Origin of the sequence: Allobosea sp. (assembly GCF_030695125.1) — a bacterium.
Classification (GTDB): domain Bacteria; phylum Pseudomonadota; class Alphaproteobacteria; order Rhizobiales; family Beijerinckiaceae; genus Allobosea.
Genome location: NZ_JAUYTP010000018.1, coordinates 20,129 through 34,669 on the forward strand (window position 1 = coordinate 20,129; position 14,541 = coordinate 34,669).

Here is a 14,541-nt window from a genome sequence, read left to right on the forward strand (position 1 = left end):
GTTACTGGCCCCCTCCGAGCGAATGGACATAGATCGTCAGCGCCTTCACGGTTGTCGGATCGAGGCGCGGGCCCCAGGCCGGCATCACGCCGGCGCGGCTGTTGGTGATGGTCTCGGTCAGCGAGGCCAGATCCATGCCGTAGAGCGAGATGGCGTCGGAGAGGTTGGGCGCGCCGAGATCGAGATTGCCCTTGCCCGCGTCGCCATGGCAGGCGGCGCAGTTGGTCGCGAAGAGCTCGCGGCCCTTGGCGAGGTCCGCGCCCGCTTCCGTCGGCAGACCGGCCAGTTCGCGGACATGGTTGGCCACGGCGCGGATTTCGGCCGGCTTGAGCAGCCCGTCCTTGCCGAAGGCCGGCATCTGGCTGATGCGCGTGTCGTTGTTGCCGGCGACGCGGATGCCGTGCTGGAGCGTCAGGTGAATCTGGTCGAGCGTGCCGCCCCAGAGCCAGTCGTCGTCGTTGAGGTTGGGATAGCCCTTGGAGCCGGCGCCGCCGACGCCGTGGCAGGCGGCGCAATTGTCGCCGAAGGCGGCCTTGCCCTGCGCCATGGCGATCCGGAACAGCGAGGGATCGGCCTTGATCTGCTCGAGCGAGGCTTCCGCGAGGCCGCTCGACTGGGTGGCGCGGTGCTTCTGCAGCAAGGCGAGATCCTTGGCGATCTCGATGCGCGAGGCATAGCCGATGACGCCTTGCGTCGCGCCGTTGATCAGCGGCCAGGCCGGGTAGACGATCCAGTAGCCCACCGACCAGACGATCGTGGCGTAGAAGATGCCGAGCCACCAGCGCGGCAGCGGCGTGTTGAGTTCGCGGATGCCGTCCCACTCATGGCCGGTCGTGGACACGCCGGTATGGGCGTCGACCTCGTGCTTGTCGTGATTCTCAGCCATGTTCAATCGTCCTGCAGCGGGGTGCGGGCGGCCTCTTCGAACCGGGCCTTGTTCGATGGCCAGAAGGCGTAAAGGCAGACGGCGAGAAAGATGCCGACGAAGTAGAGCAGGCCTGCCGACTGCGCGAAGCGCGCCAGCCACTGATAGGTTGTGTCCATGATGACCTCGCTCAGCGGATGTTGGCTTTGTTGTCGTAGAGCTTGAAGTCGACGAGCGTGCCCAGCACCTGGAGATAGGCGATGAGCGCGTCGGCTTCGGTGATGCGGGCCGGGTCGCCGTCGAAGTCGCGGGCCTGGACCTTGGGGTAGCGTCCCTCGAGTTCGCCGGCCTTGGGGTGCTCCGGCGTCGCCTGGGCGCGCAGGTCGGTTGCCGCCTGGGCGATCATCTCGTCGGTGTAGGGCACCCCGCCGCCGCGGTTGGCGCGCAGCTCGTCGGCGATCTCGTTGAAGCTCAGATCGGTCTTGGCCAGGAAGGGGTAGCCCGGCATGATCGACTGCGGCACCAGCGCGCGCGGATCGGCGAGATGGGCGCGCTGCCACTCATCCGAATACTTGCCGCCGACGCGGGCGAGGTCGGGCCCGGTGCGCTTGGAGCCCCACTGGAAGGGCTTGTCGTACATGCTCTCGGCGGCGAGCGAGTAGTGGCCGTAGCGCTCGATCTCGTCGCGCAGCGGCCGGATCATCTGGCTGTGGCAGTTGTAGCAGCCCTCGCGGACATAGATGCCGCGGCCGGCGAGTTCGAGCGGCGTGTAGGGGCGCATGCCCTGGACCTTCTCGATCGTGTTCTTCAGGTAGAAGAGCGGGGCGATCTCGACCAGCCCGCCGACCGAGATCACCAGCAGCACGCCGATGACCAGAATGATCGAGTTGGTCTCGAAGATCTTGTGCTTCGCCCAGAGCGACTTGCGCGGGGCCTTGTTTTCGATGCTCGTCATGAAAAGCAATCCTTACTCGGCCGGCACGAGGCGGGGCTGCAGGGGGGCGTGGTCCTGGGCGCTCTCGGGCTCGCCGCTGCGGATGGTCATCCAGACGTTGAAGACCATGATCAGCGCACCGGCCAGGAAGAGCGCGCCACCGAGCGCACGGATGACGTAGAAGGGGTGCATCGCGGCGACCGTCTCGATGAACGAGTATTCGAGGAAGCCGAGCGAGGTGTAGGCCCGCCACATCAGGCCCTGGAGAATGCCCGAGACCCACATCGCGGAAATGTAGAGCACGATGCCGAGCGTCGAGACCCAGAAGTGCCAGTTCACCAGCTTGAGCGAATACAGCTCCTTGCGGTTCCAGAGCCAGGGCACGAGGCAGTAGATCGCGCCGAAGGAAATGTAGGCGACCCAGCCGAGCGCGCCGGAATGAACGTGGCCGATGGTCCAGTCGGTGTAGTGCGACAGCGAGTTGACGGCCTTGATCGACATCAGCGGGCCCTCGAAGGTCGACATGCCGTAGAAGGCGAGCGAGACGACCATCAGGCGCAGCACGGGGTCGGTGCGCAGCTTGTCCCAGGCGCCCGAGAGGGTCATGATTCCGTTGATCATGCCGCCCCAGGAGGGCATCCACAGCATGATCGAGAAGGTCATGCCCAGCGTCTGCGCCCAATCGGGCAGGGCGGTGTAGTGCAGGTGGTGGGGACCGGCCCAGATATAGATGAAGATCAGCGCCCAGAAGTGGATGATCGAGAGCCGGTAGCTGTAGACTGGCCGGTTCGCGCGCTTGGGCACGAAGTAATACATGATCGCGAGGAAGCCGGCGGTGAGGAAGAAGCCGACCGCGTTATGGCCGTACCACCACTGGAACATCGCGTCCTGCACGCCCGACCAGACGATGTAGGACTTGGGCGAGAAGATCGAGACCGGCAGGGCGAGGTTGTTGCCGAGATGCAGGACCGCGATCGTCACGATGAAGGCGAGGTAGAACCAGTTCGCCACATAGATGTGGGGTTCCTTGCGCTTCGCCAGCGTCAGCATGAAGACGAGGAGATAGGTCACCCAGACGATGGTCAGCCAGAGATCGGCATACCATTCCGGCTCGGCGTATTCCTTGCCCTGCGTGATGCCGAGCAGGTAGCCGGTGCCGGCGATGACGATGAAGAGGTTGTAGCCGAGCACCACGAACCAGGGCGAGAGGTTGCCGGCGAGGCGGGCGCGCGAGGTCCGCTGGACCACATAAAACGAGGTCGCGATCAGCACGTTGCCGCCGAAGGCGAAGATCACCGCCGAGGTGTGCAGCGGGCGCAGGCGGCCGAAATTGATCCAGGGCAGATCGAAGTTCAGAACCGGGAAGGCGAGCTGCAGCGCGATGATCAGCCCGACGGTGAAACCGGCGATGCCCCAGAACAGCGCCGCGATGGTGCCGAACTTCACCGGGTCCATGTTGTAGTTGGGCCGGCCGTCGATTTCCTGCGGTGCCGGCCCGGTGTCCGGCTTGAAGCAGCGGTTGGCGATCAGGAAGACGGTGCCGAGCGCCGCCGCCATGCCGACGATGGCATGGAAGGCATAGGCGCCGTGTTCGGTCTTGGCCGCGATCAGCAGCAGCCCCAGGAAGGCCACCGCCGCGAGCGCCATGCCCGCAATTTCGCCCGTCGTCGCCTGTCTGATCGGATTGCCCGTCGTCGCCATGCCCAGCCCCTGCTCACCTTGCGGCGCTGTCGCGCACGCTATCTGAGCCGAGCCTTAGAGGGGGCGGCGCCCGCGGGCCTTGATTCAGGTCAAGCGGGTCGCGGGACGGGGTGTCGCAGCCTCAGACGACGAGGTCCTTGGCCGGCACCGGCTCGCCGCGCGAGACATGGGCGATGTTGGCGAACATCCGCGACACGGTCGGGGCGAAATTGTCGGCGGCCATCGCAGCGAGATGGGGCGTGACGACGAGGTTGTCGAGCGTCAGCAGGTCGCTGTCGGCCGGCAGCGGCTCGATGGCGTAGACATCCATCGCGGCCCCCGCGATCACGCGGTTGCGCAGGGCGACGACGAGATCGGCCTCGTTGACGACGCCGCCGCGCGCGACATTGATCAGGATCGCGGTCTGCTTCATCGCGGCCAGCGCCGCCCGGTCGATCAGGTCGGTCGTCTCCGGCGTCAGCGGGCAATGCAGCGAGACGATGTCCGCCTGCGCCAGTATCTCTGACATCGTGGCATAGCGCACGCCCAGAGCTGCCTCTTCGGCTGCGTCGAGGGGCTGGCGCTTGGTGTAGAGGGTCGTGCAGCCGAAGCCCTTGAGTAGTTTTGCGACGTTCTGGCCGATCGCGCCGAAGCCGACGATGCCGACCGTCTTGCCCGAGAGCATGAAGGTCTCGCCCGGCAGGCTCCCGGTGCTCCAATGCCCCTTCTTCAGCTCGGCATGGCCGTAGCCGATATAGCGCAGGGCCGAGAGCATCAGCCCAAGCGCGAATTCGGCGACGGGGAGCGCGTTGCTGCCCGTGGTCCGGGCGACCTTGATGCCGAGTTCCCTGGCGGTGGCGATGTCGATGTTGTCGTAACCGACGCCCCATTTGTGCAGCAGCTTCAGCCTCTTGCCGGCGCGCAGGACGTCGCCCGAGACGGCGACCTGGCCGGAGATGGCATAATCCGCCTCGGCGATGATCTCCTTCATGTGCGCGTCGCCGCGGGCGGTGCCATGGGTCAGCACAAAGCCCGGCGGCAGCAGCGCGCGCAGCTTCTCGGCGCGCGCCGGCGTGGTCATGTCGAGGAGGCAGATGGTCTCGGTCATCGTCTGGTTCCGTTGTCAGATCGTGAAGCGGGCGCCGGCGCGGGCGAGGCCGCCCGAAATCGCGACAGGCGTGCCGTCGGCGCGCCAGCAGGCGGCGCCGGTCAGCGTGCCGTCGTCGTTGAAGCGAATCGCGTTCATGCCGCCGGCAATGCGCGGCATCCGGACGATGCGGTGGCCGCGCGCGCGCAGCGCTTCGGCGACGGTCTCGGGAAAGGCCTCCTCGAGTTCGAGCACGCCGCCTTCCGTCCAGATGCGCGGCGCCTCGACCGCCTCCTGCAGGCTCATGCCGTGGTCGATCAGGTTGACGATCGCCTGCAAGGCGGAGGGGAAGATGCGCAGCGCGCCGGGCAGGCCGAGCGCGAAGGCGAGCTTGCCCTCCTTCAGCACGATCATCGGCGACATCGAGGTGAAGACGCGCTTGCCCGGAGCAATCGAGAGTGCGCGGCCGGGGTGCGGGTCGAAATTGAACATGTAGTTGTTGGTCAGCATCCCCGTGCCGGGGATCTGGGTGGAGGCGCCGAACAGGCCGTTGATGGTCTGCGTCGCGGTGACGACGTTGCCGTCTGCATCGGCGACCGTGACATGGGTGGTGTCGTTTGATTCGCCCGGCGCCAGGCCCGCAGACCAAGCCTTGGCCTCATCCATCACGATGAGCGCGCGGCGTTCATCGGCATAGGCCTTGTCGATCAACCGGTCGACCGGGACCTTGACGAAGGCCGGGTCGGCGGTCGCCACGGCCCGGTCGGCGAAGGCGATCTTGAGCGCCTCGGCCAGGAGGTGGATGGCGTCGGGCGAGCCGAATCCGAGCGCGCCGATGTCGTAGCCCTCGAGGATGTTCAGCATCTGCGCGATGTGGACGCCGGACGAGGCCGGCGGCGGCGGCCCCAGGATCTCGTGGCCGCGATAGCTCCCGCGAATGGGTTCGCGCGTCTCGACCCGGTAGGCGGCGAGATCGTCCTGGCCGATCAAACCGCCATGGGCCTCCATGAAAACGGTCAGCGCCTTGCCGAGCGGGCCGCCATAGAGCGCGGCGGGGCCGGTCTCGGCGATCAAGCTCAGGCTTTTGGCGTAGTCGCTCTGAACCAGCCTCGTGCCGGCAGGCAGGGCCGCGCCATCGCGCAGGAACAGCGCCGCGAGGCCCGGATCGCGCGCGAGATCGGCGACATTGTCGGCGATGCAGTTGGAGAGATAGGGCGTGACCGTGAAGCCGCGGCCAGCGAGCGCGATGGCCGGCTGCAGGACGTCCGCCAGGGGCAGCGTGCCGAAGCGGGCGAGCGCCTCGCACCAGCCCGCCAGCGCACCGGGCACCGCGACGGCCTTGGGGCCGACGACGTTCTCGCGGTCGCGCACGTCGCGCTGCTTGCCGATCTCGTCGGAGAGGCAGTCATACATGTCGGGCGTTGCCCGCCGCGGCGCGGTCGAGAGCCCGTCCAGCACGACATGGCGGCCATCGGCCATGCGGATATGGGCGAGCCCGCCGCCGAGGATGCCGACCATCATCGGCTCAACCACGGTCAGCGCGAAGAGTGCGGCCACCGCCGCATCGACCGCGTTGCCGCCGGCCAGCAGCATCTGGGAGCCTGCCGCCGAGGCGAGGGGATGGTTGGTGACGACCATGCCGCGCGAGCCGGTCGCCGGCTTCTTGTCGCAGGTGAAGGAAGTGACGCGGGGGGCGCGGGCGGTGGCGGTCATGGCGTTCGTGGTTCCGGATCGGGGACGGGCCGTGACAGCATCTCCCGTTCCGACGAGGCTGGGGAGGGCCGCCGCGGCATGCCGCGGCGGCGTCAGGATCAGGCTTCGACCTTGCTGGCGAAATGCGCGATGAAGCGGGCGCAGATGTCGGTCAGCTTCTCGGTCAGCGCGGCGCCGGTCTCGGCCGAGCAGAGGCGCGGATCGCCCTTGGCGACGCCGAGATTGTAGGTCTCGTCATATTCGTTGGGCATCGCGACCTCATGGCCCTCGAAGCTCGCAAGGCCGAGGCCCGTAAAGGGCAGGTCGAGGATGGGGTCGCGCTTCAGCGGCTTGGCGTCGGGGATCAGGTCCTTGCGGATCAGCTCGGGGAAGAGATGCAGGCCGATCGAGGTCAGCGGGTCGGCGCCGTGGCCGGCGACGGCAGCGGCCTTGTCGGCTCCGCCGAGGATGCCCGGCAGCAGGCCGTAGCCGATACGCCAGAGATAGAGGCTCGGCAGGACGATCTGCTCGCGCAGATAGAGTTCGCGGGCGACCTCCGAGATCGGCCCGACATTGCCGCCATGGCCGTTGATCACGATGATCCGGGTCAGGCCATTGCGATGCAGCGAATCCACCATCTCGGCGATGACGGTGGTCAGCGTCGCCTGCGAAATCGCAATGCCGCCGGTCATCGAGCCGAACCAGTCGGCGCCGCCGAAAGGCAGGACCGGCGCCACCAGCGTGCGCGTGCCGGCCTTGCTGGCGCGGATGGCGGCCAGTTCGGCGATCTTCTCGGCGAGAAGGTAGTCACCCATCGGGGCATGCGGGCCCTGGTCCTCATGGCTGCCCATCGGCAGCAGGATGATGGGGTTGTCTTTCAGGATCTCGCGGGCCTCGCCCCCGGTGATGGTGCCCATATGGACGAGGGGATCGGTTTTGGCAGCCATGGGACTGTGTCCTTGCAGGTTTCGGTTGTGGGTCAACGGCTGGCGGTGCGCGGGTCGAGCGCGTCGCGCAGGCCGTCGCAGAGCAGGTTCATGGCGAGGATGGTGAGCGTCAGCGCGGCGCAGGGCCAGACCAGCAGCAGCGGCGCCTGCTCCATGGTGGCGCGCGCGCCGCGGATCATCAGCCCCCAGGAAGGGGCGGGCGGGACGACGCCGAGACCAAGGAAGGAGAGCCCGCTCTCCAGCACGACGGCGGCGGCGACCGCGAGCGAGAGCTGGACCAGGATCGGCCCGGCGATGTTGGGCAGCACGGTCCGCAGCAGGAGATAGGCGGGCCGTGCGCCAAGCGCGCGCGTCGCCTCGACATAGTCGCGGCCTTTCACTGAGAGAACCTCGGCATGGGTGACGCGCGCGAAGCCCGGCAGATAGAGCACCGAGAGCACGAGGATCAGCGTCGCGGCGCCGGGGCCGAGCAGGGTCACCACCAAAAGAGCCAGAAGGATCGGCGGGAAGCAGAGCACGATGTCCATGCTGCGCACCGAGAGAAAGGCCGCGGCGCCCTTGCCCCAGCCGCCGATCAGCCCGAGCAGCACGCCAATGGCGCCGGCCGTCAGGGCGGAGACGAAGGCCACGCCCAGGCTGGTGCGCGCGCCCCAGAGCAGGCGCGCCAGCACGTCCCGCCCGAACTCGTCGCGGCCCAGCCAGGAGCCCGCCATGGGGCCGGCGAGCCGGTTGGCGACGTCCTGGCGGATCGGGTCGGGCAGGGGGAAGAGCGGCGCGCAGAGCGCCGCCAGCGCGATCAGGGCGACAAAGCCGCCGGGCAGCCAGAGGCGCTTTAAATGACGGTTGCCGCTCATGAATGGGCCACCCGCGGGTCGAGCCAAGCGTGGACGAGCTCGACCACGAGGTTGAGCAGCAGGAACAGCACCGAAATCGTCAGCACGATGCCGACCACCATGGGGTAGTCGCGGCCCTCGACGGCGCGCAGCAGCGGCGTCGACATGCCCGGCCAGTTGAACACGTATTCTACCAGCACCGTGCCGCCGAGCAGCGTGCCCATCTGCAGGCCGAGCACGGTGACGACCGGGTTCAGCGCGTTGCGCAGGACGTGGACGACGATGACGCGGGTGGGCGAGAGGCCCTTGGCGCGGGCGGTGCGGACATAGTCGTTGGCGAGCGCGTCCAGCATCGCAGCGCGCGTCATCCGGAACAGCACCGCCGCCAGCCCCTTGGCGATGGCGATGGCGGGGAGGATCAGCAGCTTCAGATGCTGCACGGGGTCCTGCGCGAAGGGCACGAATCCGCCGGCCGGCATGATCCGCAGCGTCTGCGCGAAGAGCAGCACGAGCAGCGTGCCCAGCACGAAGACCGGCACGGCGAGCAGCAGCGCGGTGACGCCCGAGGCGGCGCGGTCGAAGGCGCCACCACGATCGAGCGCGGCGAAGACGCCCGCCGGAACGCCGACCAGAATCGCGATGACGCTCCCAGCGGCGATCAGTTCGAGCGTGCGCGGCAGCCGCAGCGCGATCTCGCTGATCACCGGGTAGTCGTCGATGAGCGAGGTGCCGAGATCGCCGCGCAGCAGCCCACTGATGAAGGCGGCGTATTGCACGAAGAGCGGCCGCTCGAGCCCTAGCTTCTCGCGCAGCTCGGCGACGGAGGCCGGGTCCGGCGAGACGCCGCCGGTCGAGAGCAGGAGCTCGGCGGGGTCGCCGGGCACCATGTGCAGCGCCAGGAAGACGATCGTCGCGACGAGCCAGGCTAGCCCTGCGACGACGGTCAGCTTGCGCGCCAGCCAGGTCATGCTCATCCGAAATAAGTCTCTTCGAGCATGTTGCCGGAGGAGTTGGAGAGGGCGCCGGGCAGGTTGGTGAAGCCCATCACGCTCTTGTCCATGCCGTAGCCTTGGCTGCGCCAGGCGAGGCCGACGAGCGGCACCTCCTCCAGCGCGGCCCGCTGCATCTCCTTGTAGATCTCGACGCGCTTGGCCTGGTCGAACTCGGCGCGGCCCTTCGCGAGGGCGGCGATGGTGCGCGGCGCGTCGACGCGGAAGGAGCGGCCATGGCTCGGCGAGAGCGAGGTGTCGAGAACGACCGTCAGTCCGTCGGGATCGTTGTTGTCCGAGGAGACGCCGTGGATCGCCATGTCGTACTGGCCCTTCGAGCCGCGGGCGACGCGGGTCGACCAGTCGGGCAACTGCAGTTCGCACTGGATGCCGACCGCGGCGAGGTGCTGCTGGACGATCTCGGCGGTGTCCTTGTGCATGCCGAACTGGGCGGTGGCGAGCAGGGTCGTCTGGAAGCCGTTGCCGAAGCCCGCTTCCGTCAGCAGCGCCTTGGCGCGGGCGGGGTCGTAGTTCCAGCCATGGGCGAGGTCCTTGTCCCACCAGGGCGTGCCCTCGGCGATCGGCAGGCCCTCGAGCGGCTTGCCGCGGCCGAAGAAGGCGACCTTGACGATGTCCTCCCGCCGCACGGCGTGGGCGACGGCGCGGCGCACGCGCGGATCGTTGAAGGGCGGCTTGGAGCCGTTGAACAGCACGTCCATGAACGGCCCCTGCTGGGTGTCTAGCTTGAGGCGCGGATCGGCCTCGACCGCCGCCATCGACTGCCAGGGGACGTATTCGATCATGTCGACATCGCCCGACTGGAGGGCGGCGAAGCGCAGGTTCTCGTCGGCATAGACGACGAACTTGATGCCCTTCAGCTTCGGGATGCCGGGCTTGTAGAATTTGTCGAAGGCCGCGATCTCGACCGAGGAGCCCCGCTCCTGTCCGAGCAGCCGGAAGGGGCCGGCGCCGATCCACTCGGCCGGCGTGGATTTCCGCGAGAGGATGAAGGTGTTGTAGTTGCCGAACCAGCTCGGCAGCGTCGCCTGCGGCGTCTTGGTGATGAGACGGACCGTGCCGGGATCGGGGATCTCGATGCGCTCCACGCTCTGAAACTGGCTTCGCATATAGGCGGTCGATTTCTCGCCGGCGATCTGCTCGATCGACCACTTCACGTCCTCGGCGGTGACCGGATCGCCATTGTGGAAGACGCAGCCGGGCCGCAGCTTGAAGACCCAGGCGCCGTCGCCGTCGAGCGACCAGGAGGTCGCCAGTTCGCCGCGCAGCTCGCCATTGGCGCCATAGGAGACGAGGCTGCGGTGGATCAGCATCTTGACCGTGCCGGCCGAGGCGCCGGTCGAGACCCAGGGCTGGAGATTGGGCGGAAAGGCCGACAGGCCGTAGCGCAGGATGCCGGCGGCGCGTTGCGCACTGGCCGGGCGGGAGAGCAGCGGCAGGCTCGCGAAGGGCGCGGCCAAGCCGGCGGCCAGCATTGTGCGGCGTGAGATCGTCATCGGCTTTCTCCTCGCTGTGGTCGTCGTCGCCGTGCGCGTTGTCGCATCTGTCCGGCGTCCCTCGTCTGGCAAGAAGAGCGCCATCGGGGCTGCGACGCCAGTCCGGCAGCGCATGGCGGCCATGCGTCGTGTATACATGGCGGATTTTTGATGTCTGGCACCGAAGCGCCTAGAGTTGCCGCATCGACATGCCGGATGAGGACGCTCGACCGTGAACGTAATGACGCCGCCCCAGGCGCAGGATGCGGAAAGCCGGCCGGCTCGCGAGCGGGTCTATGCCCATATCCGCGAGCAGATCCTGCGCGGCGTCTATGCCGGAGGCTCCTTCGTCGAGGAGGAGGCGATCTCGTCTGTCATGGGCGTGTCGCGGACGCCGGTCCGCGAGGCGTTTCACCGGCTCGAGGCGGAGCGCTTCATCGACCTGCTGCCGCGCCGCGGGGCGCTGGTGCGGCAGGTCACGGCACAGGAACTGGCCGATCTCTACGAGACCCGCCGCATGATCGAGGGCTATGCCGTCGCCCGCATCTGCCGGGAGAAGATCGTGCTGCCCGAGACGATGGAGGCGATTCTCGACCGTCTCGACGCGATCGCCGGCAGCGACCATTTCGCCCGCGTCGAGCTCAACCGCGAATTCCATTTCGGCATGGTGCAGGCGCTGGGCAACGAGGTGCTGTCGGAACTTTACCAGTCGCTGGGGGCGCGCCAGCAGCGCGTCGCCATGCGGGCGCTGGCGGTGGATCCGGGTCGGATCGAGCGCATCCGCGTCGAGCACCGCGACTTTATCGCGGCGCTGCGGGCCTTCGACGAGGGGCGCGCGCGCGCCGTCCTCGACGAGCATCTGCGGCCCGTGACCGGGGTGGTGTCGCGCCTGCCGGGCTATGGGCCGCCAGGCGCGAGCGATGCGGGCGCTTGATCGCGTTCAGACCGGGATCAACTGCATCGGCGCCGGGTAATAGCGGAAGCCTTCGCCCGCCTTGGCGAGGTTGCCAAAGCCCGGCCAGGCGAAGTGATAGGACATCACCGGCGTTTTCTCCTGCGCCAGCATCGTCAACAGCCGGACGCGCGACTGAACCGCCTGCTTGGGATCGCTGTCATAGGCGAATTCGAGGCGCGGGTTCTCGGTCAGCAGCACGGCGTGGTGCGTCAGGTCGCCGAGGAAGACGAAGGATTTGCCGGCCGAGGCGACCTTGAAGATGTGGTGGCCGGCGGTGTGGCCGGGTGCCGCGATCGCCTGCACGCCGGGCAGGAATTCCTGCTGGTCCTTGAAGAAGACGATGCGGTCTCGCACCGGCATCAGGTTGGCGCGGGCATGCTCGATGAAGGCCTTGAGCGGCGAGCCGAGCTTGCTCTCGTCGGTCCAGAAATCGAAATCGATCTGGCTGATATGGATCCGGGCATTCGGAAAGAGCGGCTTGCCATCGGCCGTGCAGATGCCGCCGATATGGTCGATATGGGCGTGGCTGCAGACGATGTCGTCGATGTCGCCAGGCTTGATGCCGGCCTCTTCCATGCTTTTCAACAGCCGGCCCGTGGTGGGGCCAAAGGCTTTGGAGAAGCCCATGCCGGTATCGAACATGACGAGCCGGTCGCCGAAATTCACGATCGGGATGTTCTGCTCGAGGACGACGTTGTCCTTGGGCAGGAAGCTGCTCTCGAGCATGCCGTAGACGGTGTCCTTGGGCACGCCGAGGAAGCTCGTGCCGGGGTCGCCGAGCGGCAGCGGCCCGTCGGAGACGACGGTGACCTCCGCCGTGCCGAGCATGAAGCGGTAGAAATAAGCCGGTTGCGTCTTCGACAGCGGCGCCTTGGCGGCCGCCGGCCCGATCAGCGGGACGCTTCCACCGGTGGCGGCGAGCGCGGCGGCTGCGCCCAGGAAGCCGCGGCGGCTCGCTGACGGCAGACGGAATGGGTCGTTCGACATGGCATGTCCTCCTGATGGCAGTGGGGGCCGGCTTTGCGGCCTGTGCTCTTGGGTTTGCACGAGGGGGCATTCGGCCTCGCCTCGGCTCCGGGGAGGACGATGCACCTGCGTCGGCGGGCGGACCAATACCGGTTCGCTCTAGCGGCCATAACGCAAAGCTGGCGGGAGGGTTGGGCGTCGCTGGTCACGGGCGCCCAGCGCCGTTATGCAGGCATGCGGCTCGCCGCAGGCCTCAAGGAGACCAAATCGGGCATGGATCTACGGCAGCTCCGGTATTTCGCGGCCATCGTCGAGCAGGGTTCCTTCTCGAAGGCCGCCACCAAGCTGCGCGTGGCGCAGCCCGCGCTGAGCCAGCATCTGCGGCATATGGAGGATGAGCTCGGCGTCGCGCTGCTGCATCGCGGCACGCGCGGTGTGCTGCCGACGGAAGCCGGCGAGCGCCTGCTGGCCCGCGCCCACATCATCCTGGCCGAGTTCGGGGCGCTGCGCGAGGCGGTGCGCGGCGAGGCCGAACTGCCGGGCGGCGAGGTCCGCATCGGCCTGCCGGGCACGGTGAGCGAGCAGTTCAGCGTGCCGCTGATCCAGGCGGCGCGCGAGCGCTATCCGGCCATCCGCATCCGCATCGCCGAGGCGATGAGCGGCTTCGTGCTCGACTGGCTGCGCCGCGGCGAGGTCGATCTCGCGATGATCTACTCGACCTCCGACCCCAAGGGGCTCGGCATCCACCATGTCCTGACCGAGGAACTCTGCCTGTTCTCGGCGGCGGGGACGGCGGGAGCGCCGGCTGCGCCCGGGCAGGCCGTGGCCATGGCCGACGCCGCGTCGCTCGACCTGATCCTGCCCGGCATCGGCCATGGCCTGCGCGACCAGATCGACGAGGCGGCGGCCTCGGCGGGGACAACCATCCAGCCGGCGATCGAGATCGAATCCTACAGCCAGATCAAGCGGCTGGTGGAGCAGGGCTTCGGCTACAGCATCCTGCCGCGGATGGCGGTGGCGGCGCAGGAGAAGGCCGGGCTGTTCCGGACCTGGCCGCTGGAGCGACCGACGCTCTACCGCAAGGTCTACCTCGCCTATTCGACCGAGCGGCCGATGCCGGCGGCGGCGCGCGCCATCGGGCAATTGTCCTGGGAGATCCTGCGCGGACTCGTCACTGACGAGACCTGGACGGCGACGCTGGGCCAGGATGGCGGGCCGCCGACGCTGTACGGGTGAGGCTGGCGGCGCGCCGGTTACAACGGACGCGCCGTTCCTTCCATCCGCAGGCGCCCATCGGCGCCTTCCGTCCAGGTCCGGAGGCTGCCGTCGGCGTTGCGCCGGGCTTTGACGAGAAAATGCCCGCCGGCGATCAGCGGGCTCAGGCCGCGGTAGTCGAGCGCGAGCGTCGTTGTCCCCGCCAGCGTGGCCGCGATGTTGAGCATCAGCGTCGCCTGGATCGGGCCATGGACGACGAGCCCGGCATAGCCTTCCTCGGCCGTCGCGTAGGGCTGGTCGTAATGGATGCGGTGGCCGTTGAAGGTCAGGGCCGAGTAGCGGAAGAGCAGGGTCGGGCTGGCCTCGACCTCCCAGATGAGATCGGCCGGCTCCGGCGCGGCGTTGGCGGCGGGCGCTGCGGCCGGCAGGCTCGAGGCCTCGCGGTAGACGATGTCGTGGCGCTCGCGCAGGGCGAGACCGCGCGGGGTCGAGACCTCGTGATGGACGGCGACGAAGCAGAGCGCGCCGGTGCGGCCCTCCTTGGCCGTGACCTCGCCGATGGTCGAGCGGCGCGTGACGACATCGCCCTCGCGCAGCGGCGCCAGCGCCTCGAGGCGCCCGCCCGCCCACATCCGGCGCGGCAGCGGCACCGGCGGCAGGAAATCGCCCTTCGCCGGATGACCATCGGGTCCGAGCGCGCTCATCGGCGCGATTGGTGGTGCGAGACACCAGTGCAGCGCTAAGGCCGCTGCGCCCTGCGGGCCGGGCGCGAGATGGGGCGCGAAGGTGGCCGCATAGCTCTCGATCAGGCGTGGCGTAACGAGGTCCGAGGCTTCCTCCGTGCGGCCGATCCAGCTGCGGAGATGGTCGATGTCCATCGGTACG

At 68.2% G+C, this 14,541-nt stretch carries 14 protein-coding genes; 2 read left to right on the forward strand and 12 right to left on the reverse strand.

All coding sequences use genetic code 11. The features are described from left to right. Position 1: 1 nt before the first annotated feature. The 10 genes from ccoP to Q8S38_RS05415 all read right to left on the reverse strand — a co-directional run bounded on the left by ccoP (position 2) and on the right by Q8S38_RS05415 (position 10,541). Positions 2–886 carry a cytochrome-c oxidase, cbb3-type subunit III gene (gene ccoP / locus Q8S38_RS05370; RefSeq protein WP_305679402.1) on the reverse strand — a complete coding sequence of 295 codons (885 nt, stop codon included), beginning with the start codon at positions 884–886 and terminating at the stop codon, positions 2–4. 2 nt (positions 887–888) lie between these two features. Continuing rightward, a complete protein-coding gene (locus tag Q8S38_RS05375) occupies positions 889–1,044 on the reverse strand; it encodes a cbb3-type cytochrome c oxidase subunit 3 (protein ID WP_305679403.1) in 156 nt (51 codons plus the stop codon). Positions 1,045–1,055: 11 nt separating this feature from the next. After that, complete coding sequence (gene ccoO / locus Q8S38_RS05380) at positions 1,056–1,820, reverse strand: cytochrome-c oxidase, cbb3-type subunit II (RefSeq protein WP_305679404.1); 765 nt, start codon at positions 1,818–1,820, stop codon at positions 1,056–1,058. A 12-nt stretch (positions 1,821–1,832) separates the two neighbouring features. Then, the gene (gene ccoN, locus Q8S38_RS05385) at positions 1,833–3,500 is read right to left on the reverse strand and encodes a cytochrome-c oxidase, cbb3-type subunit I (protein ID WP_305679405.1); all 1,668 of its coding nucleotides are present in this window, start codon (positions 3,498–3,500) and stop codon (positions 1,833–1,835) included. A gap of 121 nt (positions 3,501–3,621) precedes the next feature. Further along, positions 3,622–4,587, reverse strand: a complete 966-nt coding sequence (locus Q8S38_RS05390; RefSeq protein ID WP_305679406.1) for a 2-hydroxyacid dehydrogenase — start codon at positions 4,585–4,587, stop codon at positions 3,622–3,624. A 15-nt stretch (positions 4,588–4,602) separates the two neighbouring features. Then, positions 4,603–6,279, reverse strand: a complete 1,677-nt coding sequence (gene ggt / locus Q8S38_RS05395) for a gamma-glutamyltransferase (protein ID WP_305679407.1) — start codon at positions 6,277–6,279, stop codon at positions 4,603–4,605. 98 nt (positions 6,280–6,377) lie between these two features. Continuing rightward, positions 6,378–7,205, reverse strand: coding sequence for a creatininase family protein (locus Q8S38_RS05400; RefSeq protein ID WP_305679408.1), 828 nt, complete (start codon positions 7,203–7,205; stop codon positions 6,378–6,380). Positions 7,206–7,237: 32 nt separating this feature from the next. Next, positions 7,238–8,059, reverse strand: a complete 822-nt coding sequence (locus Q8S38_RS05405) for an ABC transporter permease (protein WP_305679409.1) — start codon at positions 8,057–8,059, stop codon at positions 7,238–7,240. Further along, entirely contained in the window at positions 8,056–9,012 is a 957-nt protein-coding gene (locus Q8S38_RS05410) for an ABC transporter permease (protein WP_371125835.1), read from the reverse strand. The genes Q8S38_RS05405 and Q8S38_RS05410 overlap by 4 nt, the downstream gene beginning before the upstream one ends. Further along, positions 9,009–10,541 (reverse strand): ABC transporter substrate-binding protein, encoded by a 1,533-nt coding sequence (locus Q8S38_RS05415; protein ID WP_305679410.1) that lies wholly within the window; start codon positions 10,539–10,541, stop codon positions 9,009–9,011. The genes Q8S38_RS05410 and Q8S38_RS05415 overlap by 4 nt, the downstream gene beginning before the upstream one ends. A gap of 220 nt (positions 10,542–10,761) precedes the next feature. Here Q8S38_RS05415 and Q8S38_RS05420 point away from each other — a divergent pair, with 220 nt between their 5' ends. After that, positions 10,762–11,454, forward strand: a complete 693-nt coding sequence (locus Q8S38_RS05420) for a GntR family transcriptional regulator (RefSeq protein ID WP_305679524.1) — start codon at positions 10,762–10,764, stop codon at positions 11,452–11,454. A 6-nt stretch (positions 11,455–11,460) separates the two neighbouring features. Here Q8S38_RS05420 and Q8S38_RS05425 read toward each other — a convergent pair whose 3' ends face one another. Continuing rightward, positions 11,461–12,462, reverse strand: coding sequence for an MBL fold metallo-hydrolase (locus tag Q8S38_RS05425; RefSeq protein ID WP_305679411.1), 1,002 nt, complete (start codon positions 12,460–12,462; stop codon positions 11,461–11,463). Positions 12,463–12,714: 252 nt separating this feature from the next. On the opposite strand from Q8S38_RS05425, the gene Q8S38_RS05430 reads away from it, so the two are divergent. Beyond that, the gene (locus tag Q8S38_RS05430; RefSeq protein WP_305679412.1) at positions 12,715–13,677 is read left to right on the forward strand and encodes a LysR family transcriptional regulator; all 963 of its coding nucleotides are present in this window, start codon (positions 12,715–12,717) and stop codon (positions 13,675–13,677) included. A 17-nt stretch (positions 13,678–13,694) separates the two neighbouring features. On the opposite strand, the gene Q8S38_RS05435 is transcribed toward Q8S38_RS05430, so the two are convergent. Beyond that, positions 13,695–14,534, reverse strand: coding sequence for an HTD2 family dehydratase (locus Q8S38_RS05435; protein WP_305679413.1), 840 nt, complete (start codon positions 14,532–14,534; stop codon positions 13,695–13,697). Positions 14,535–14,541: the final 7 nt, after the last annotated feature.